Source organism: Thiofaba sp. EF100 (genome assembly GCF_039822285.1).
Taxonomy (GTDB): Bacteria; Pseudomonadota; Gammaproteobacteria; order Halothiobacillales; family Halothiobacillaceae; genus Thiofaba.
On record NZ_JBAJEY010000002.1, the window covers coordinates 222,278 to 241,385 of the forward strand.

Here is a 19,108-nt window from a genome sequence, read left to right on the forward strand (position 1 = left end):
AGGGGGCTGTGCGTTTCACTGAATGATCACCCTCTCCCCCACCCCCTCCCCCTTCAAGGGGGAGGGGAGATGATTCATTCATCCCTTACCCTTCTCGTTGAGCATAGCAGGATACGAAAAAGGCCCGTTGAACGGGCCTTGATGTTTCACACGTCGATGTTGTGGACCGACAGGGCGTGGCGTTCGATGAACTCCCGCCGCGGTTCGACCAGATCGCCCATCAGGGTGGTGAAGATCTCATCCGCGGCGATGGCGTCCTCAATCCGTACCTGCAACAGGCGGCGGGTCTCGGGGTTCATGGTGGTTTCCCACAGCTGCTCGGGGTTCATCTCACCCAGACCCTTGTAGCGCTGGATGGTGAGGCCCTTGCGCGCCTCATCGAGCAGCCACTGCATGACCTCCTCGAAACGGCGCACCAGCTTGGATTCATTCCCGCGCCGGACGATGGCATCCGGGCCGAGCAGACCGTGGACGCGGTCGGCGTGCTCGGCCAGCAGGCGGTAGTCGTTGGAGTTGAAGAAGTCGGTATCGAACACCCAAGAGTGGCTCAAGCCGTGCTGGTCGCGGGTCAGGCGGATGGCCGGCTCGCCCTCCACGCTTACCACCTCGGCGGAATGGCGCACGCGGGTATCCATGCCCTCGTTGAGCAGTTCGGCCCAGCGGTTGGCCCATTCGGCAGCACCCTCGAGCTTATCGGCAGACATGCGCGGCAGGTCGAGCAGGTGCTCGATGGCGGCACGGTCGAAACGGCGGGCCAGGCGATCGATGACGACGCGTGCGCCAAGGTGGGCGCGGGCCAACTGTTCCAGGGCCTCGCCGGAAATGGCCGGGCTGTCGGCCGAGACGTGCAGGCGGGCGCCGTCGATGGCCTGTTGCAGGAGGTAGGCGTTCATCTCCACATCGTCTTTGACGTACTGCTCCTGCTTGCCCTTTTTGACCTTGTACAGCGGCGGCTGGCCGATGTAGATGTGCCCGCGCTCGATCAGCTCCGGCATCTGGCGGTAGAAGAAGGTCAAAAGCAGGGTGCGGATGTGCGAGCCGTCCACGTCAGCGTCGGTCATGATGATGACGCGGTGGTAGCGCAGCTTGTCCGGGTTGTAGTCGTCGCGACCGATGCCGGTGCCGAGCGCGGTGATCAGGGTGCCGACCTCGGCGGAGGAGAGCATCTTGTCGAAGCGCGCCTTCTCCACGTTCAGGATCTTGCCCTTGAGCGGCAGGATGGCCTGGCTGCGGCGGTCGCGGCCCTGCTTGGCGGAACCGCCCGCGGAGTCACCCTCCACCAGGAACAGCTCGGACTTGGCCGGGTCCTTTTCCTGACAGTCGGCCAGCTTGCCGGGCAGGCCGGCAATGTCCAGCGCGCCCTTGCGGCGGGTCAGCTCGCGGGCCTTGCGCGCGGCATCGCGGGCGCGGGCGGCATCGATGATCTTGCCGGTGATGGCCTGCGCCTCGGCCGGGCGCTCGAGCAAAAAGTCGCGCAGGGCGTCCGCGAGCAGGGTCTCGACCGGGGCCTTGACCTCGGAGGAGACCAGCTTGTCCTTGGTCTGCGAGGAGAACTTCGGGTCCGGCACCTTGACCGAGAGCACGGCGGTCAGGCCCTCGCGCGCATCATCCCCCGAGATGTCCACCTTGGCCTTCTTGAACAGCCCTTCCTGCTCCATGTACTGGTTCAGGGTGCGGGTCAGCGCGGCACGGAAGCCGGCAAGGTGGGTGCCACCGTCCCGCTGCGGGATGTTGTTGGTGAAGCAGAACACGCTCTCGTTGTAGCCGTCGTTCCACTGCAGCGCCACCTCGACGCCAATCCCGTCCTTCTCGCCGGAAATGTGGATCACGCTCGGGTGGATCGGCGTCTTGCCACGGTTGAGGTGTTCGACAAAGGCGCGGATGCCGCCCTCGTACATGAACACATCCTCGCGCCCGCTGATCTCATCCTGCAAGTGGATGCGCACGCCGGAGTTGAGGAAGGACAACTCGCGCAGGCGCTTGGCGAGGATGTCGTAGTGGAACTCGACATTGCTGAAGATGGTCGGGCTGGGCTTGAAGCGCACCCGCGTTCCGGTGCCCTGCGCCTCACCGATCTCCTTGAGCGGGTAGAGCGGCTCACCCAGGCAGTATTCCTGGCGGTACTTCTTGCCGTTGCGGCGGATGACCAGCTCGAGGTGGTCGGAGAGGGCATTGACCACCGACACCCCCACCCCGTGCAGGCCGCCGGAGACCTTGTACGAGTTGTCGTCGAACTTACCGCCCGCGTGCAGCACGGTCATGATGACCTCGGCGGCGGAGCGGCCCTCCTCCGGATGGATGTCCACCGGGATGCCGCGACCGTCGTCCGCCACGCTGACCGAGCCGTCGGCGTGCATGACCACGTCCACGTTGGTGCAGTAGCCCGCCAAGGCCTCGTCGATGGCGTTGTCCACCACCTCGAACACCATGTGGTGCAGACCGCTGCCGTCATCGGTGTCGCCGATGTACATGCCCGGGCGCTTGCGCACGGCGTCAAGGCCCTTGAGCACCTTGATCGAGGAGGAGTCGTACTGCTGCGCGCTGGGGTTCGGGGGGCTGTCCGTGGTCATGGTTCGTGCGACCGGGAAATGATCAAACTTTTGCATCATAGCACGCTGATGTTTCCAGCCTGCACGATGAAGTTCCGGGTGGAGGAGGGCAGCCAGGGGGCAAGCTCACCGCCCTCAAGGGCGGTGAGCAGGATCTGCCCGCCCAGGCCGGTCAGCTGCTGGAGCAGGTGCTCGCGGTGCCGGTCGTCCAGTTCGGCGGCAAGGTCGTCGAGCAGGATCACGGGCAGGGTCTGCCGCTCGGCATGGTAGGACTCGGCCAGGCTCAGCAGCATCAGGGTGGCGAGGGTCTTCTGCTGGCCGCGGGAGAGCACCTCCTTCGCCTCGCGCCCTGCAAGCTGCAGGCGCAGCTCGGCCCGGTGCGGACCCTGCGCGGTGAAACCCTGCTCCCGATCCCGCATCCGCGTGCGCTGCAGCACCTCCAGCAAGGGTTCGCCACGGCTCCAGCCGGAATGCAGCGACCAGGCAAAGCCAGCAAATTCACCCAACTCGACCAGGCGGCGTTCGAGCTGCCCCATCAGCCGCTCGGCCGCCTCGCACCGAAGGCCCGCCACCACCTCCCCCGCCTGGGCAAGGGGCTCATCCCAGGCCGCAAGCTGGCGGGGGTCCGTGCGCAGGGCGGCGTTGCGCTGCTTGAGCAGGCGCTGGTAGCGCATCCACTCGGCAAAGAAGGACGGACGGGTATGGAACAGCCACCAGTCGAGATAACGCCGCCGCAGCGAGGGTCCGCCCTGCACCAGCTGGTCGCTGTCGGCATGCAGGGCAATGACGGCGAGATGGCGCGCAAGATCCGACAGCCGTTCCGCCGGTGCTGCATCCAGACGCAGGGCGAGTCCCGCCGCGCCCTTGCTCAGGCCGATCCGGTGATGGGTATCACCCTCCTTCACCCGTGCGGCGAGGATCAGCTCCGCCTGGTCATGCTGGCGGAGGGTCTCGAGCTGGATGGTACGGAAGGAGCGTCCGGTGGCCAGCACGTGCACGGCCTCGAGCACGCTGGTCTTGCCCGCGCCGTTGCTGCCGCAGAACAGGTTGATGCCAGGGGCGAGATCCAGCTCCGCCTGCCCGATGGAGCGCAGGTGCCGGATCGTGAGCTGTTCGATGATCATGCCCGGCTGGCGGGTCTCCCCGGCAGGTTCAATGCCGCTGGGCTCACAGACGCATCGGCATGATCACGTAGGTGCAACGCATGCCGTCGGGGCCATCGTGGTGGATGACCCCGCTGCTCTCGGCATTGCGCAGCTCCAGGGTGACTTCCGCATCCTGCAGGGTGTTCAGCACATCGAGCAGGTAGGCGATGTTGAAACCGATGGTGAGCGCCTCGCCCTGGTACTCGGCGAGCAATTCCTCACGGGAATTTTCCCGCTCCGGGTTCTGCGTCTCGATGGAGAGCAGGTCCCCTTCGAGGGTGAAGCGGGCGCCCTTGAACTTCTCGCTGGAGAGGATGGAAGCCCGGGTCAGGGCCTGGCGCAGGGCCTCGCGGCCGATCGTCAGGCGCTTGTCGCTGCTGGTCGGGATCACGCGCTGGTAGTCCGGGAACCGGCCATCCACCAGTTTGCTGGTCAGGCGCAGGGTCCCCATGTCCACCCGCAGGTGGTTGGCATCCACCTCGATGCGCGCCTCGGCATCCCCCTCACCGAGCAGGCGCTGGAGTTCGAGCACGCCCTTGCGCGGCACGATCACCTGACGCACCTCGCCAAGCGAGAGCTCGGCCGGCGCCTCGCACAGGGCCAGGCGGTGACCGTCGGTGGTTGCACCACGCAGGGCATTCGGTGCGAGTTCGAGCAGCATGCCGTTGAGGTAGTAGCGCACGTCCTGTTGGGCCATGGCGAAGGCGACGTGCTGGATGATGTTCTTCAGCACACCCTGGCGGATGACCAGCGACTGGGGATCACGCAGGGCCTCGATGCGCGGAAAGTCCTCCGCCGGCAGGGTGGCCAGCTGGAAGCGGCTGCGTTCGGCCTGGATCACGGCCTGGCTGCCATCGGTGCTCAGGGTGATGTCGCAGCCTTCGGGCAGGTTACGGCAGATGTCGAGCAGCTTGCGTGCGGGGATGGTGGTGGCGCCTTCCTGATCGACCAGCACGCTGATTTCAGTCACCAGCTCCATTTCCAGGTCCGTGGCGGTGAGGCGCACGGTATTGGCGGAGGCCTCGATCAGGAGGTTGCCGAGGATGGGCAGGGTCTGGCGGCGTTCCACGGCGCCCATGACCTGATGGATCGCAGGCAGAAAGGTCTCTCTGGGAAGGCTCAGGCGCATGGTGGCTCCTTGTTAACAAAAGCAAGCTATTTATGGATAAAAGAGAAAGTGATGACGCTGTTGTAGCTGTCGTCCCGCTGTGGACAAAGCGAAAAATCCCTTTTGTTTCATCATCTAACGAAATATTTCCTGGTGGATGGGGGATGCGATCTGTGCATGGGCATGCTGCTCGCAATCTGTGGATAACTGTGCATGGATTTCATCCACAGCGCTGTTCCATGCTTCATCCACAGCGTGATCCACGTTTTCATCCACTACGGACTCAACCGCTGCTCAGGGTGCGCAGGAGGGTGATGTAGTCCTCGGCGAGGCGCGAATCGCTCTCGCGCAATTCGGCGATCTTGCGGCAGGCGTGGATGACGGTGGTGTGGTCGCGACCACCGAAGGCCTGGCCGATCTCGGGCAGGCTGTGGTTGGTCAACTCCTTGGCCAGCGCCATGGCCATCTGCCTTGGGCGGGTGATCGAGCGGCTGCGGCGCTCGGAGAGCAGGTCATCCACCTTGAGCTTGTAGTACTGGGCCACGGTCTTCTGGATGTTGTCGATTGTGACCAGTCGATCCTGCAGGGCAATCAGGTCCTTGAGCGCCTCGCGGGTGAAGTCGAGGGTGATCGGACGGCCGGTGAACTGGCTGCTGGCCATCACGCGGCGCAGCGCCCCTTCGAGCTCGCGAATGTTGGAGCGGATGCGCTTGGCGATGAAGAAGGCGACCTCACTCGGCAACTCGATGCCCGATTGTTCGGCCTTGCTCTGCAGGATCGCGACCCGGGTCTCGAGCTCCGGCGGTTCGATGGCGACGGTCAGGCCCCAGCCGAAGCGGGACTTCAGGCGCTCTTCCAGACCCTCGATCTCCTTCGGATAGCGGTCGCAGGACATGACGATCTGCTGGCCGTTCTCCATCAGGGCGTTGAAGGTGTGGAAAAACTCCTCCTGCGAGCGGTCCTTGCCGGCAAAGAACTGGATGTCGTCGATCAAAAGCAGGTTCAGCGAGCGGTAGAACTGTTTGAACTCGTTGATCGCGTTGTGCTGGATGGCGCGGATCATGTCCTGCACATAGCGCTCGGAATGCAGGTAGAGCACCCGGGCGCTTGGATTGTTGGCCAGCATCTGGTTGCCAATGGCGTGCATCAGGTGGGTCTTGCCAAGGCCCACCCCGCCATAGATGAACAGCGGGTTGTAGCCACCGCCGGGATTCTCTGCCACCTGCACGGCGGCCGCGCGGGCCAGCTGGTTGGACTTGCCGCCGACGAATGAGGTGAAGGTGAAGGACGGATTCAGGTTGTGCGCCGCGCTCTCCTCGCGCGGTGCAGCGCGCCGTTCGGCCGTGACGACCGGTGTCACGTTTGCCGCGGGGGCAGGGGCCGCGGGACTGCGCGGGCGCGGTGAACTGCCGACCTCGAGACTGACTTTGAACCCGTCGTTGCCGCTTGCGCCGCGTGCGAGGCTCTCGATGCGGGCAAGGAAGTTCTGCCTCACCCAGTCCTGCACGAAGCGGTTCGGGGCGAGCAGGCGCAGGTGCCCGTCCTCCTCGATGGCTTGCAGGGGGCGGATCCAGGTGTTGAGTTGCTGTTCGGGGAGTTCACTGGCCAGTTGGGCCTGGCAGTGCGACCAGAGGGGGAGGTTGCTCAAGGAAGGGTTCTCTTGCGCGTGTCGTCTAAAGACGGCTTATCTTAACCTTTTATCCACAGCCTCATCCACAAAGGTTTTGCTCGGCTTGGTCATTGATCATTGACCCGGTGGGCATTTTTGGCTTTAATCCGCGGTTTGCTATCCGCTCGTCCCTTCGCAGGGGTCTTGATCATGAAAAGAACGTTCCAACCCAGCATCATCCATCGTAAGCGCACCCACGGTTTCCGTGCCCGCATGAAGACCCGTGGCGGTCGTGCCGTTCTCAACGCTCGTCGCGCCAAAGGCCGCAAGCGTCTGTCCGCCTGATTCCCGTCGGATCTCTGACGGGCGCCTACGTGGAAACGTCCTTTCCCAAGCGTGCGCGCCTGCTCAGGCCGGCAGAATTCAAGAACGTGTTTGCCGACCCCGTGCGCGTTTCGCGCAACGGGGTCGTTGTGCTTGCGCGCCGCAATGAGCTGGGTTTCGCCCGCCTTGGCCTCGCCGTCGCCAAGCGCCACGTTCGGCGTGCGCACGAGCGCAACCGGATCAAGCGCCTGGCGCGCGAGACCTTCCGTCAGCATGCCTTGCGCGGCTGCGGCATGGATTGCGTGCTGCTCACCCGTGCCGGGGTCGAGCAGGTGACCAATGGCGAATTGCGTGCCGCGCTGAATTTCGCCTGGCAGAGGCTGCTCGACCGATGCGCCGAGTCCTGATTGCCCTGGTCAAGGCCTATCGCCTGCTGCTGAGCCCTTTTCTCGGGCATCACTGCCGGTTCGAGCCGACCTGTTCCTGTTATGCTATCGACGCGCTCCAGCATCACGGCGCCCTGCGTGGCAGCTGGCTGACCGTGAAACGCCTGCTGCGTTGTCATCCCTTCAGCCCCGGCGGGTATGATCCCGTCCCCGAGCCCCAAGACAAGCCCAATCATGGACAGCCAACGCCTCATTCTGATCATCGCGTTTAGCTTCGTCATGCTGCTGATGTGGCAGGCCTGGAACGAGGATCAGGCCGCCTTCCTCGCCCAGCAGCAGGCGGCCGTGAGCCCCACCACCCAGGCGGATGTGCCCGCAGCCAAGGTAGAGGCTGCCTCGGGCGCGCGCGATGACGTCCCCACCACCCAGGCCCAGCCAGCGGCCCGCCCGGTGGCGGCGGGTGAGCAGCAGGTCCGCGTGGTGACCGATGTGCTGGATGTGGTGATCAGCACGCGCGGCGGGGTGATCCAGCGTGCCGACCTGCTGGCTTATCCGGTCAGTCTTGAGCATCCGGACCAGCCGGTGCGCCTGCTCAATGATGCGTCCGGAACGATCAACATTGCCCAGTCCGGTCTGCGTGCTGCGGACGGTCCCGCGCCCGACCACTATGCCGCCTATGCGGCGGCGGCGCATGAATACCGTCTGGGCCAGGGCGAGGAACGCATCGAGGTGCCGCTGACCTGGGAGCAGGATGGGGTGAAGGTCACCAAAACCTTCACCTTCACGCGTGGCAGCTACAAGGTGGATGTGGCCCATGAGGTCCACAATGGCGCGGCCAAGCCGTGGAACGGCAGTCAGTACCGTCAGCTGCAGCGCAACGCCGATGCGGGGGGCATGGCACTGGTCTACACCTACACCGGCGGTGTGTATGCGGGGACGCAGGCCGATGGCGAGCGTCGTGCCTACGAGAAGGTCAAGTTCGAGGACATGGCCAAGGTGCCGCTGGATGCCCAGTTGAGCAACGGCTGGGTGGCCATGATCCAGCACTATTTCGTCAGTGCCTGGGTGCCGGGCGACAAGGCCGAGCTCAACCGCTTCTACACCCTCACCAGCCAGAACGGCAATACGCTCTACACCCTGGGCATGATGTCGCCCACCCGCACGGTCGAGCCGGGTGTCAGCACCACCTTTGCCTCCAGCCTGTACATCGGGCCGAAGATCCAGAGCAACCTCGAGGCCCTGGCCGAAGGGCTGGATCTGACCGTCGACTACGGCATGCTGCATTTCATCGCCAAACCCATCTTCTGGCTGCTTAGCCTGTTCCACGACTGGGTGGGCAACTGGGGCTGGGCGATCGTGCTGGTCACCGTGCTGATCAAGCTCGTGTTCTACAAGCTCTCCGAGAGCAGCTACCGCTCCATGGCCAACATGCGCAAGCTGCAGCCCAAGCTGCAGGCGCTGAAGGAGCGCTATGGCGACAACAAGCAGAAGTTCTCGGAAGAGATGATGAAGCTCTACCGCACGGAGAAGATCAACCCGCTCGGCGGCTGCCTGCCGATTCTGGTGCAGATCCCCGTGTTCATCGCGCTCTACTGGGTGTTGGTCGAGTCGGTGGAGCTGCGCCAGGCGCCCTTCATCCTGTGGATCAATGACCTGACCGCCATGGATCCCTACTTCGTCCTGCCCATCCTGATGGGGATCAGCATGTGGTTGCAGCACAAGCTCAACCCCCAGCCGATGGACGAGATGCAGCGCAAGGTATTCATGATCCTGCCGCCGGTATTCACCGTGTTCTTCGCCTTCTTCCCGTCGGGCCTGGTGCTGTACTGGGTGGTGAACAACGTGCTGTCGATCGCGCAGCAGTGGGTGATCAACAAGCGCATGGGGGCCATGGACGTCTGACGTCCTAGGTCTGGGGCATGAGCGGCGGTCGCCAGGACACCATTGTCGCCGTTGCCACCGCGCCCGGGCGCGGCGGGGTGGGGGTGGTGAGGGTCTCAGGTCCACTCGCCCCGGCCATTGCAGGCGCGATGCTCGGTGGCCTGCCGAAGCCGCGCCAGGCCACCCACCGCGTGTTCCGCGATGCGGCCGGCGAGGCGCTGGACGATGGCATTGCCCTCTGGTTCCCTGCCCCGCATTCCTTCACTGGCGAGGACGTGCTCGAGCTGCAGGGGCACGGCGGTCCGGTGGTGCTCGATGGCATCGTGCGCGCCTGCCTTGGGCTTGGCGCACGGCTGGCCCGGCCGGGTGAGTTTTCCGAGCGAGCCTTCCTCAATGACAAGCTGGATCTTGCCCAGGCCGAGGCCATCGCCGATCTGATCGACGCCGGCTCCGAGGCGGCAGCCAAGGCCGCGCTGGCCTCCTTGCAGGGAGCCTTCTCGCGCGAGGTGCAGGGCCTCACCGAGCAGCTGATCCAGCTTCGCATGTACATCGAGGCGGCGCTCGATTTCCCCGAGGAAGAGATCGACTTCCTCGCCGACCAGGCCCTCGTGATGCGGCTGGACGGTCTGCTGGCCCAGGCGGCGCGTACACGCGCCGCCGCCCATCAGGGGGCCCTGCTGCGCGAGGGGCTGCACGTGGTCATCCTCGGTCAGCCAAATGCGGGCAAGTCCAGCCTGCTCAATGCCCTGTGCGGGGTGGAGGCGGCGATCGTCACCGACATCCCCGGCACCACCCGCGACGTCCTGCGCCAGCATCTGTCCATCGACGGTCTGCCCTTGCACCTGGTGGATACCGCCGGGCTGCGCGAGAGTGCGGATGTGGTCGAGCAGGAGGGCATCCGCCGCGCCTGGCTGGAGGTCGAGCGCGCCGACCGCGTGCTGCTGGTGGTGGACGATGCGCAGGGTATCGCCGTTGAGGATGCGGCCATCCTCCAGCAGTTGCCTGCCGGCAAGCCGTTCACCCTGGTACGCAACAAGATCGACCTGTCCGGCCGCCCGGCCGGGGAGCGCCTGCTCGAGGAGCTGACCGAGGCCCCGGGGCACAAGGTGACCGAGATCGCCCTCTCGGCCAAGCGCGGCGAGGGCCTCGATCTGTTGCGAGAACACCTGAAGGCCTGCCTTGGGTATCAGCCGGGCGAGGGCGGCGTGTTCCTTGCCCGCCGCCGCCACCTCGATGCACTCGAGCGGGCCGAGGCCCACCTGCACGCGGCGCGGGCCCATCTTTTGCACGCGCGTGCCGGGGAACTCGCGGCGGAGGAGCTGAGGCTGGCGCAGGAGGACTTGGGCGAGATCACCGGCCGTTTTACCTCGGATGATCTGTTAGGAAGGATCTTCTCGAGTTTCTGCATCGGCAAGTGAATCGAAGCCGCCGACCGCAGGTCTTTGGCGCGTTCACTGTTCGATGGTTTCGGGAAGATAGCGGGCAAACCAGTCGGCGGCGGCCTCGGCGACTTGTTCCAGGGTGCCGGGCTCCTCGAACAGATGGGTCGCGCCGGGAATGATGCGCAGCTCCTTCGGCCCCTTGAGGTGGCGGAAGGCGGCCTCGTTCATCTCGATCACCGGGAAATCCAGTCCGCCGACGAGCAACAGGGTGGGGGCGGTGACGTCGGCCAGGACAGGCATGGCGAGGTCGGGACGTCCTCCGCGGGAGACGACCGCCCGTATCCCGTCGCCGAGGGTCGCGGCAGCGATCAGGGCGGCGGCGGCTCCGGTGCTGGCGCCAAAATAGCCGAGCGCAAGATCCCTCGTCTCCTTCTGCTCGCGTACCCAGCGGGTGGCGTCGAGCAGGCGATGGCTGAGCAGGGCGATATCGAAGCGGGTCGCAAAGACGCGGTCCTCCGCCGCCGTCAGCAGGTCGAACATCAGGGTGGCGATGCCGTGTTCGTGCAGGACATGGGCGACTTGGGTGTTGCGTGGGCTCAGGCGGCTGCTGCCACTGCCGTGGGCGAACAGGACGAGACCGATCGCATGCTCGGGTAGGCCGAGCAGCCCTTCGTGGGGTTCATCGTCCAGCACAAGGGTAACGGCTTGTGAAGCTTGGCGAGTCATGGATGGCTCTCCGCAGTGGTGGAGGACATCCCAGTCTTATAATCCGTTTTCAAGAATTTTGTTGAAGGAACTTGTCCGATGCGCCCGTTTCTTGTTGCCTTGGGGATGGTTCTTGGTTCCCCTTCCGTATTCGCGGTGGATGTCGGTCTGTCCGCGGGGCTGAATTTCTTTGGCGAAGACAAAAACGCCTCCGTACAGGAGCTACGCCTGCGTAGCGGCAGCTTCTGGACGCCAACCCCCGGTCTTCAGTTCCGTCTGGAGGGCGGGGTTGGCCGCATGGAAAGCAAGGGTGATTCCATCTGGCGTCTGTCCGCAGGTCCGGTGGTCCAGTTGCGCCCCTCGGGCGCGGGCTGGGTGTTCGATGCCGGCTGGCGGCCCACCCTGCTGAGCGAGCGCCGCTTCGGCGAGGTCGATCTGGGGGGCAAGGTGCAGTTCGATACCCATGTCGGGTTGCGCCTCGATCTTGGGCGCAGCGTGACCCTGGGCTACCGCATCCACCACCTCTCCAACGGCGATCTGTACGAGCACAACCCGGGCATCAATCTGCAAAGCCTCGAACTGGGCGGCCGGTTCTGAGGCCCCCATTTTGTGAGCGAATCCCTATGAAAGACCTGATCTGTCTGACCGAATACAGCCACGGTGCCGGCTGCGGCTGCAAGATCGCACCGAATGTCCTGGATGGCCTGCTGCACTCGCAGCTCGAGGCCTTCCACGACCCGCGCCTTGTGGTCGGCAATGCCTCGCGCGACGATGCAGCCGTGTACGACCTCGGCGACGGACGCGGAGTGATCTCCACCACCGACTTCTTCATGCCGATCGTCGACGATCCGTTCGACTTCGGCCGCATCGCCGCCACCAACGCCATCTCGGACGTGTATGCCATGGGCGGCCGGCCGCTGATGGCCATTGCCATCTTCGGCTGGCCGATCGACAAGCTGCCGGCCGAGGTGGGTCGCCAGGTGATCGAGGGTGGGCGCGCGGCCTGCCACGCCGCAGGCATCCCGCTGGCGGGCGGGCACAGCATCGACGCCCCCGAACCGATCTTCGGCCTGGCGGTGACCGGCGAGGTCCAGCTTCACAACCTCAAGCGCAACGACACCGCCCGTGCGGGCGCGAAGCTGTACCTCTCCAAGCCTATCGGCATCGGCCTGCTCACCACCGCGCAGAAGGGCAAGAAGCTCGCGCCCGAGCACGCCCATATCGCCCGCGATTGGATGGTGACCCTCAACACCTTCGGCGCGGCGATCAGCGATATGGACAAACTGGTGGCGATGACCGACGTGACCGGCTTCGGCCTGCTCGGTCACCTGCTGGAGATGTGCGAGGGCAGTGGGCTGAACGCACGTCTTAACCTCGATGCCGTGCCGGTCATCCCCGAGGCGCGTCACTATGCGGCCCTGGGGTGCTCGCCCGGCGGCACGCACCGCAACTTCGCAAGCTACGGCCACAAGGTCGCGCCGATCAGCGAGGAGGCGAAGCTGATCCTGTGCGACCCGCAGACCTCCGGCGGCCTGTTGATGGCGGTCATGCCCGAGGGCGAGCCGGAATTCCTGCGCCGCGCCGAGGCCGCCGGTCTTGCGCTCAAACCCTTTGGCGAGCTGCTGCCGCGCCTTGGGGATGGGCCGTTCGTGGAGGTGGTGTGACCACCCTGCCCGTCACGGCGGACTACGCCCGCCTGTTCCTTACGGATGTGCCGTTGCTCGACCTGCGCGCGCCGGTCGAATTCGCCGAGGGCGCTTTTCCACGGGCGGAGAACATCCCGCTGCTGACGGACGAGGAGCGCCACCGGGTCGGCATCCGCTACAAGGAGGCGGGACAGGACGCTGCGATCGAACTGGGTTACCGGCTGGTTTCCGGCGAGGAGAAGTCCCGGCGCATCGCGCTGTGGGCCGACTGGGCACGGCGCCATCCCGACGGGGTGCTCTACTGCTTCCGAGGGGGCTTGCGCTCGCGCCTGACCCAGCAGATGCTGGCGGCGGAGGCGGGCATCGTCGTGCCACGTGTGACCGGTGGCTACAAGGCCCTGCGCCGCTTCCTGCTGAACACCCTGACCGAGCGCTCGGCCAGCCAGCCGCTGGTCGTCCTGGGCGGGAGGACCGGTTCAGGAAAGACCGATCTGTTGCAAATGGTCGGTAACAGCATCGATCTTGAAGGCATTGCGCATCATCGTGGTTCGGCTTTCGGGCGCCACGCCACCCCGCAGCCTACCCAGATCAATATCGACAATGCGATCGCCATCCGGCTGCTGCGTTTCACGGGAAACATGCCGGTGCTGCTGGAGGATGAGGGGCGGGCCATCGGCAGCCGCGAGGTCCCGCAGGCCCTGTACGCCGCCATGCAAGCCTCGCCGCTGGTCCTGCTGGAGGAGTCGCTCGAGCGGCGCGAGGCGCAGTCGTTCAAGGACTACGTGCTCGATAGCCTGGCAGAATTCCGCAGGCTCCATGGGGAGGAGGTGGGTTTCGCGCTCTACGCCGAGCAGGTACGCGCCAGCCTCGCCCGCATCCACCGGCGGCTGGGGGGCTTGCGCCACCGGCATCTGACTGATCTGCTCGAGGAAGCCCTGACGGCCTTCCGCGCCGGTGACGACGCAGGCATGCGGGAGTTCGTGCGCCGTCTGCTGGTCGAATACTACGACCCGATGTACGACTACCAGATCAGCAAGAAGCTCGACCGCGTCGTCTTTCGCGGCGATCGCGAGGCGGTGCTCGCATGGTGGAAAACGAGGTGGGCCGCGGCATGATCCGCGATACGCTCTATGCCGATCCGCAGGCGCGGATCGAACCGTTCACCTTCGACGAGCAGGTCGCCGCGGTATTCCCGGACATGATCCGGCGCTCGGTGCCGGGCTACGAACTGATCCTGCAGGCCCTGCCCTGGCTCGCGGCGCGCGTCGTGCAGCCGGGCACCCATGTCTACGACCTCGGCTGTTCGCTCGGCGCCGGGTCCCAGGCGGTGCGGCGCGGGGTGAGGGGTGAGGGCTGCCGGATCATCGCCGTCGATACCTCGGAGGCGATGATCCGGCGCGCGGGCGAGTGGCTCGGCAGCTTCCGCTCGAACGTGCCGGTCGAATTGGTGCAGTCCGACGTGCTGGACGTGCCGATCGAGCATGCCTCGCTCGTTCTGCTCAATTTCACCCTCCAGTTCATTCCCTTGGAGCGCCGACTCGAACTGCTGCGCCGCATCCGTGCCGGGATGCGGCCCGGCGGGGTGCTGCTGCTGTCGGAGAAGATCGCCTTCGAGGATAAGCGCATGGAGCACCTGATCACCGAGCTTCACCACGACTTCAAGCGCGCGCAGGGCTATTCGGAGCTGGAGATCGCGCAGAAGCGCCAGGCGCTCGAGAACGTGCTGGTGCCCGAGACCCTGGAGGCGCATCGCGCCCGTCTGCACGAGGCGGGGTTCGTTTCATGTGAAACCTGGCTGCAACACACCCGCTTCGTATCCCTCTTGGCCATGGCGTGATGCACATGATGATGGTCGACCTGCCTGCCTTGCGGCGGGAGCTTGAGGGGCATCCCCTGGAGTCCTGGCTTGAATGGCTCCCCTCGACGCTCGAGGACCAGCTCGACCCTCAGCGCAATGGCAACCTGCCCCGCTTCCTGGCGGCCCTGGACGCCTGCCCGCCGCTGCGGGCCGGTCACATCGATCTTGCGCGAGACACGATCCTGATCGGCGCGGCGGATGAAGCGGATGAGGCGGTGCGGGCGCAGCTGAAACACGCCCTGCAGGGTCTGATGCCCTGGCGCAAGGGGCCGTTCGACGTGTTCGGCATCCACGTCGATACCGAATGGCGCTCGGATTGGAAGTGGGCACGGGTGGCCCCGCACCTTGCGCCGCTGGCCGGGCGCGATGTGCTGGATGTGGGGTGTGGCAGCGGCTACCACCTGCTGCGCATGCGCGGGGCGGGGGCCAGGCTTGCCATCGGCATCGACCCTTCGCTCCTGTTCACCGCCCAGTTCGCCCTGCTGCGCGCGCTGTCAAACACGAGCCACACGCACGTCCTCCCCTTCACTCTCGAGGGCCTTCCCCAGCGCCTGCCGGTGTTCGATACGGTATTCTCGATGGGTGTGATCTACCATCGGCGCGACCCGCTGGAGCATCTTGCCCAGCTCGCCGAGTGCCTGCGCCCGGGCGGCCAGTTGGTGCTGGAAGGGTTGGTGATCGAGGGCGGGGAAGGCGACTGCCTCTATCCTGCAGAGACCGGTTCTGGGCGCTACGCCATGATGCGCAACGTGTGGGCGGTGCCTTCGGCGGCCACCCTGCGTGGCTGGGTGGAGGCGGCCGGTTTCCGCGGCGCCAGGATCGTGGACGAGGGCGTGACGACCACCGCCGAGCAGCGCCGGACCGGCTGGATGCAGTTCCAGTCGCTGGCCGACTTCCTCGATCCGCGCGATCCGACCCGCACGGTGGAAGGGTATCCCGCGCCGCGCCGCGCGATCATCGTTGCCGAACGCTGACCCGCCAGGCTTGATCGGGCGGGGGATGACAGGAAAGCCATGCCGAACCATGCACCCACCATCGAACCGCTGCACGACGCCATCCTGCTGACGGGGGCGGGCCAACGCCTGGGGCTGTACCACGCCGAGCGCCTGCTCGACGAGGGCACGCCGCTGATCGTCACCTACCGGACCGAGCGCCCGTCCCTCGACCGCCTGCGCGAGCGCGGAGCGCGCACCATCCAGGCCGATCTCTCGGCCCCCGAGGGCATCGAGGCCTGCATCCATGGCATCCGGCAGCAGGCCGCCAGCCTGCGCGCCATCATCCACAACGCCTCGCTCTGGCTCACCGACGAGGATCTCGTCCGCGACCCGGCGGGCTTCGAGGTGCTGATGAACCTGCATGTGCGTGCGCCCTACCGCATCAACCTTGCCTGCGAGGACCTGCTGCGGGCGAGCTCGGCACGTTTCGCCGACATCATCCACATCACCGATACCACCGTGCAAAAGGGCAGCGCCGCGCGTGCTGCCTACGTCGCCAGCAAGGCGGCGCTGGACAGCCTGACCCTCTCCTTCGCCGCCCGCTTCGCCCCGCGCATCAAGGTGAATAGCCTCGCGCCCGGCTTGATCCTGTTTAACGAAGGCGACAGCGAAGCCTATCGACGCGACCGCCTTGCACGCTCTGCACTCGGCTACGAACCCGGACCGGGGGTGGTGTGGCAGGCGATCCGCTGTCTGCTCGACAACCCCTTCATCACCGGCGCGACCCTGCCGGTGGATGGTGGACGGAACGTGAAATGACGGCCATCTGGTGGATCCGTCGCGACCTGAGACTGGCCGACAACCCGGCGCTCGCCGCGGCCCTTCTGCACGGCCCTGTCATTCCGCTCTACATCCATGCACCGGACGAGGAGGGGGAGGCAGCCCCCGGCGCGGCCTCGCGCTGGTGGTTGCACCACAGCCTCGCGGCACTGGATGGACAGCTGCGCGCCTTGGGGTCGCGCCTGATCGTGCGCCGTGCCGCCAGTGCCCAGGCGGCATTGAGGGCGGTGGCTGCCGCAACGGGGGCGGAGGCCGTGTTCTGGAACCGCCAGTACGCCCCCGAGCAGATCGCGCGCGACCAGTCGGTCAAGGCTGCACTGCGCGGGCTGGGGTTGCGGGCGGAGAGTTTCAATGGCAGCCTCTTGTTCGAGCCATGGGAGGTCCTGACCCGCGAGGGCAAGCCCTACCGCATCTTCACCCCCTACTGGAAGGCCTGTCAGGGGCATGGTCTCGACCGGGTGGAGCTGATCGCTCCGCCCTCCGCGCTCCCCCCCGTGCCGCGGGAGGTGAGGAGCGAGCCGTTGGAAGCCCTCCGCCTGCTGCCGGAGATCTCGTGGGATGCCGGCTTCCGTGACCACTGGACCCCGGGCGAGGAGGGGGCGTGGCGGTGTTTGCGGCGGTTCATCGGCGACGGCCTCGCCGGCTATTCGGCTACCCGGGATCGTCCTGGCCATGCGGGCACCTCGCGCCTCTCGCCGCACCTGCACTTCGGCGAGCTTGGGCCGCGCCAGGTGGTGCGGGCGGTGTTGGAGGCACAACGGGGCGAGCCGGATGCCGATGCGCGCCGATTCTTCAGCGAGCTCGGCTGGCGGGAGTTTGCCCACCACATCCTCTTCCACTTCCCGCACACCGTCGACCGGCCGATGAATCCGCGCTGGGAAGGATTCCTCCAGGGGCAGGTGGCCGATCCACGCCTGTGGCAGGCGTGGACGCGGGGCCAGACGGGCATCCCACTGGTCGACGCCGGCATGCGCGAGCTGTGGCAGACGGGGTGGATGCACAACCGCGTGCGCATGATCGTGGCCTCGTTGCTGACCAAGAACATGCAGATCGGCTGGCAGCAGGGAGAGCGTTGGTTCTGGGACACGCTGGTCGACGCGGACCTCGCCAACAACGTGTTCGGCTGGCAGTGGACGGCGGGCTGCGGCGCCGATGCCGCGCCCTATTTCCGCATCTTCAATCCGGTGCTGCAGGGCGAGCGCTTCGATGGCGAGGGCGACTACGTGCGGCGCTGGGTGCCGGAGCTCGCGCGTCTGCCCGGGCGGTGGCTGCATCGCCCCTGGGAGGCCCCGGCCCAGGTTTTGCGTGCTGCGGGCATCGCCCTTGGCACGGACTATCCCCACCCGGTCGTCGATCTTGCTGCGAGCCGCCAGCGGGCGCTGGATGCCTTTGCTCGTCTATCCTGATTGATCCAGGATAAAAACATTCTATGGAATAGGCGAAAAAATATGGAACTTCTTGGATTTTTCTGATGGTTTTGTCATTTCCCTAGGCGTAGGATGAGTTCCGTGCAAGAGCGCGTGAACGAGTGGAGGCGGGAGCGCGCAGCAGCCTGAGGCTGTAGGAGTGCACGGGCCAGGAGGCCGGAGAGACATGAAGCCAGGAGGTTTCACCGCATCAGGATGTGCGCAGGATGCCTGGATGGCGCGCTGGGATGCAGAACCATGGGATGCGCGCCCGGAGGGCGCGGGCAGGGATGGCCACTATGACCCGAAGGCCGGCAGCAGTGATGCTGCCGGCCTTTTTCATGTGGGCGCCTCCCGTCGGGACGGCCGGTTCAGGCCGGACGGCGAAGCTCGCGCGGGAGGGGAAAGACCACGTCCTCGCGCACCCCCTCGTCCTCGCGCGCAAGTCTCGCGTCGCAGCAGGACTTGAGATGATCAATGACGCGCTGCACCAGCACCTCGGGCGCTGAGGCGCCGGCGGTCAGGCCGATGTGGCGCTTGCCGACCAGCCAGGCGGGCTGGATATCCTCCGGGCCATCGATCAGGAAGCTCGGCACCCCCAGCTGCTCGCCGATCTCGCGCAGGCGGTTGGAGTTGGAGCTGGTCTTGCTCCCCACCACCAGCAGCAGGTCGCATTCCGCCGCCAGCCGCTTGACGGCATCCTGCCGGTTCTGGGTGGCGTAGCAGATGTCGTCCTTGCGCGGCCCCTGGATCAGGGGAAAGCGCGCGCGCAGGGCCTCGACAATGGCGCGGGTCTCGTCCAGCGAGAGCGTGGTCTGGGTGGAGTAGGCGAGGTTGGCGGGGTCGCGCACCTCGATGCGCGCCACGTCCTCGACCGATTCGACCAGGTGGATCTGGCCGCCGAACGCGCGGTCGTAGTGGCCCATGGTGCCCTCGACCTCGGGATGCCCGGCATGACCGATCAGGATCACGTCGCGGCCCTGGCGGGAGAGGCGGGCCACCTCGATGTGCACCTTGGTCACCAGCGGGCAGGTGGCATCGAACACCCGCAGGCCGCGTGCGGCCGCCTCCTCCTGGATGGCCTTGGAGACTCCGTGGGCGCTGAAGATCAGCGTGGCGCCGTCCGGCACCTCGGAGAGTTCCTCGATGAAAACCGCCCCCTTGGCCCTCAGCCCCTCGACGATGTAGCGGTTGTGGACGATCTCGTGGCGCACAAAGATCGGCGCGCCGAACTGCTCGAGGGCGCGCTCGACGATCTCGATGGCGCGGTCGACCCCGGCGCAGAAGCCGCGCGGGTTGGCGAGCTGGATGAGGGGCTGCATGGTCATGGGCGG

The 19,108-nt window shown here is 66.0% G+C and carries 18 protein-coding genes; 12 read left to right on the forward strand and 6 right to left on the reverse strand.

The window, feature by feature from the left end; translation table 11 throughout:
* Window positions 1-146: 146 nt before the first annotated feature.
* From gyrB to dnaA, 4 genes are all read right to left on the reverse strand, one after another.
* Window positions 147-2,570 carry a DNA topoisomerase (ATP-hydrolyzing) subunit B gene (gyrB, locus tag V6D91_RS05415; protein ID WP_347318469.1) on the reverse strand — a complete coding sequence of 808 codons (2,424 nt, stop codon included), beginning with the start codon at window positions 2,568-2,570 and terminating at the stop codon, window positions 147-149.
* Window positions 2,571-2,605: 35 nt separating this feature from the next.
* The gene (gene recF / locus V6D91_RS05420; RefSeq protein ID WP_347318471.1) at window positions 2,606-3,673 is read right to left on the reverse strand and encodes a DNA replication/repair protein RecF; all 1,068 of its coding nucleotides are present in this window, start codon (window positions 3,671-3,673) and stop codon (window positions 2,606-2,608) included.
* 43 nt (window positions 3,674-3,716) lie between these two features.
* Window positions 3,717-4,823, reverse strand: coding sequence for a DNA polymerase III subunit beta (gene dnaN / locus V6D91_RS05425; RefSeq protein ID WP_347318473.1), 1,107 nt, complete (start codon window positions 4,821-4,823; stop codon window positions 3,717-3,719).
* A gap of 262 nt (window positions 4,824-5,085) precedes the next feature.
* Window positions 5,086-6,450 carry a chromosomal replication initiator protein DnaA gene (gene dnaA, locus V6D91_RS05430; protein WP_347318475.1) on the reverse strand — a complete coding sequence of 455 codons (1,365 nt, stop codon included), beginning with the start codon at window positions 6,448-6,450 and terminating at the stop codon, window positions 5,086-5,088.
* Between the two features lie 171 nt (window positions 6,451-6,621).
* On the opposite strand from dnaA, the gene rpmH reads away from it, so the two are divergent.
* The 5 genes from rpmH to mnmE are packed head-to-tail and all read left to right on the forward strand — an operon-like array spanning window position 6,622 to window position 10,420.
* Window positions 6,622-6,756, forward strand: coding sequence for a 50S ribosomal protein L34 (rpmH, locus tag V6D91_RS05435; protein WP_347318477.1), 135 nt, complete (start codon window positions 6,622-6,624; stop codon window positions 6,754-6,756).
* A gap of 29 nt (window positions 6,757-6,785) precedes the next feature.
* Entirely contained in the window at window positions 6,786-7,142 is a 357-nt protein-coding gene (rnpA, locus tag V6D91_RS05440; RefSeq protein WP_347318479.1) for a ribonuclease P protein component, read from the forward strand.
* The gene (gene yidD / locus V6D91_RS05445) at window positions 7,127-7,393 is read left to right on the forward strand and encodes a membrane protein insertion efficiency factor YidD (RefSeq protein ID WP_347318481.1); all 267 of its coding nucleotides are present in this window, start codon (window positions 7,127-7,129) and stop codon (window positions 7,391-7,393) included. Before rnpA ends, yidD begins: the two co-directional genes overlap by 16 nt.
* Complete coding sequence (gene yidC, locus V6D91_RS05450) at window positions 7,356-9,023, forward strand: membrane protein insertase YidC (protein WP_347318483.1); 1,668 nt, start codon at window positions 7,356-7,358, stop codon at window positions 9,021-9,023. The genes yidD and yidC overlap by 38 nt, the downstream gene beginning before the upstream one ends.
* Window positions 9,024-9,040: 17 nt before the next feature.
* On the forward strand, window positions 9,041-10,420 hold the full coding sequence (gene mnmE, locus V6D91_RS05455; protein ID WP_347318485.1) for a tRNA uridine-5-carboxymethylaminomethyl(34) synthesis GTPase MnmE: 1,380 nt from the start codon (window positions 9,041-9,043) through the stop codon (window positions 10,418-10,420).
* A 33-nt stretch (window positions 10,421-10,453) separates the two neighbouring features.
* Here mnmE and V6D91_RS05460 read toward each other — a convergent pair whose 3' ends face one another.
* The gene (locus tag V6D91_RS05460; RefSeq protein ID WP_347318487.1) at window positions 10,454-11,110 is read right to left on the reverse strand and encodes a dienelactone hydrolase family protein; all 657 of its coding nucleotides are present in this window, start codon (window positions 11,108-11,110) and stop codon (window positions 10,454-10,456) included.
* Between the two features lie 105 nt (window positions 11,111-11,215).
* Here V6D91_RS05460 and V6D91_RS05465 point away from each other — a divergent pair, with 105 nt between their 5' ends.
* Genes V6D91_RS05465 through V6D91_RS05495 form a run of 7 tightly spaced genes read left to right on the forward strand, consistent with a single transcriptional unit; the run spans window position 11,216 to window position 17,774 of the window.
* Window positions 11,216-11,686, forward strand: coding sequence for an acyloxyacyl hydrolase (locus V6D91_RS05465; RefSeq protein ID WP_347318489.1), 471 nt, complete (start codon window positions 11,216-11,218; stop codon window positions 11,684-11,686).
* Window positions 11,687-11,712: 26 nt separating this feature from the next.
* The gene (selD, locus tag V6D91_RS05470) at window positions 11,713-12,753 is read left to right on the forward strand and encodes a selenide, water dikinase SelD (protein ID WP_347318491.1); all 1,041 of its coding nucleotides are present in this window, start codon (window positions 11,713-11,715) and stop codon (window positions 12,751-12,753) included.
* The gene (gene mnmH / locus V6D91_RS05475; RefSeq protein WP_347318493.1) at window positions 12,750-13,850 is read left to right on the forward strand and encodes a tRNA 2-selenouridine(34) synthase MnmH; all 1,101 of its coding nucleotides are present in this window, start codon (window positions 12,750-12,752) and stop codon (window positions 13,848-13,850) included. The genes selD and mnmH overlap by 4 nt, the downstream gene beginning before the upstream one ends.
* Window positions 13,820-14,572 carry a carboxy-S-adenosyl-L-methionine synthase CmoA gene (gene cmoA / locus V6D91_RS05480; protein ID WP_347318495.1) on the forward strand — a complete coding sequence of 251 codons (753 nt, stop codon included), beginning with the start codon at window positions 13,820-13,822 and terminating at the stop codon, window positions 14,570-14,572. The genes mnmH and cmoA overlap by 31 nt, the downstream gene beginning before the upstream one ends.
* A gap of 5 nt (window positions 14,573-14,577) precedes the next feature.
* A complete protein-coding gene (cmoB, locus tag V6D91_RS05485) occupies window positions 14,578-15,567 on the forward strand; it encodes a tRNA 5-methoxyuridine(34)/uridine 5-oxyacetic acid(34) synthase CmoB (protein ID WP_347318497.1) in 990 nt (329 codons plus the stop codon).
* Window positions 15,568-15,606: 39 nt separating this feature from the next.
* A complete protein-coding gene (gene folM / locus V6D91_RS05490; protein WP_347318499.1) occupies window positions 15,607-16,347 on the forward strand; it encodes a dihydromonapterin reductase in 741 nt (246 codons plus the stop codon).
* Window positions 16,344-17,774 (forward strand): deoxyribodipyrimidine photo-lyase, encoded by a 1,431-nt coding sequence (locus V6D91_RS05495; RefSeq protein ID WP_347318501.1) that lies wholly within the window; start codon window positions 16,344-16,346, stop codon window positions 17,772-17,774. Before folM ends, V6D91_RS05495 begins: the two co-directional genes overlap by 4 nt.
* A gap of 371 nt (window positions 17,775-18,145) precedes the next feature.
* Here V6D91_RS05495 and ispH read toward each other — a convergent pair whose 3' ends face one another.
* Complete coding sequence (gene ispH / locus V6D91_RS05500) at window positions 18,146-19,096, reverse strand: 4-hydroxy-3-methylbut-2-enyl diphosphate reductase (RefSeq protein WP_347318930.1); 951 nt, start codon at window positions 19,094-19,096, stop codon at window positions 18,146-18,148.
* Between the last annotated feature and the right edge of the window lie 12 nt (window positions 19,097-19,108).

Coding starts and splice junctions, on each gene's coding strand:
- gyrB (WP_347318469.1), bottom strand. CDS start 2,570: ATGACCACGGACAGCCCCCCGAACCCCAGCGCGCAGCAGTACGACTCC.
- recF (WP_347318471.1), bottom strand. CDS start 3,673: ATGATCATCGAACAGCTCACGATCCGGCACCTGCGCTCCATCGGGCAG.
- dnaN (WP_347318473.1), bottom strand. CDS start 4,823: ATGCGCCTGAGCCTTCCCAGAGAGACCTTTCTGCCTGCGATCCATCAG.
- rpmH (WP_347318477.1), top strand. CDS start 6,622: ATGAAAAGAACGTTCCAACCCAGCATCATCCATCGTAAGCGCACCCAC.
- yidD (WP_347318481.1), top strand. CDS start 7,127: ATGCGCCGAGTCCTGATTGCCCTGGTCAAGGCCTATCGCCTGCTGCTG.
- yidC (WP_347318483.1), top strand. CDS start 7,356: ATGGACAGCCAACGCCTCATTCTGATCATCGCGTTTAGCTTCGTCATG.
- mnmE (WP_347318485.1), top strand. CDS start 9,041: ATGAGCGGCGGTCGCCAGGACACCATTGTCGCCGTTGCCACCGCGCCC.
- V6D91_RS05460 (WP_347318487.1), bottom strand. CDS start 11,110: ATGACTCGCCAAGCTTCACAAGCCGTTACCCTTGTGCTGGACGATGAA.
- V6D91_RS05465 (WP_347318489.1), top strand. CDS start 11,216: ATGGTTCTTGGTTCCCCTTCCGTATTCGCGGTGGATGTCGGTCTGTCC.
- selD (WP_347318491.1), top strand. CDS start 11,713: ATGAAAGACCTGATCTGTCTGACCGAATACAGCCACGGTGCCGGCTGC.
- cmoA (WP_347318495.1), top strand. CDS start 13,820: ATGGTGGAAAACGAGGTGGGCCGCGGCATGATCCGCGATACGCTCTAT.
- cmoB (WP_347318497.1), top strand. CDS start 14,578: ATGATGATGGTCGACCTGCCTGCCTTGCGGCGGGAGCTTGAGGGGCAT.
- folM (WP_347318499.1), top strand. CDS start 15,607: ATGCCGAACCATGCACCCACCATCGAACCGCTGCACGACGCCATCCTG.
- V6D91_RS05495 (WP_347318501.1), top strand. CDS start 16,344: ATGACGGCCATCTGGTGGATCCGTCGCGACCTGAGACTGGCCGACAAC.
- ispH (WP_347318930.1), bottom strand. CDS start 19,096: ATGCAGCCCCTCATCCAGCTCGCCAACCCGCGCGGCTTCTGCGCCGGG.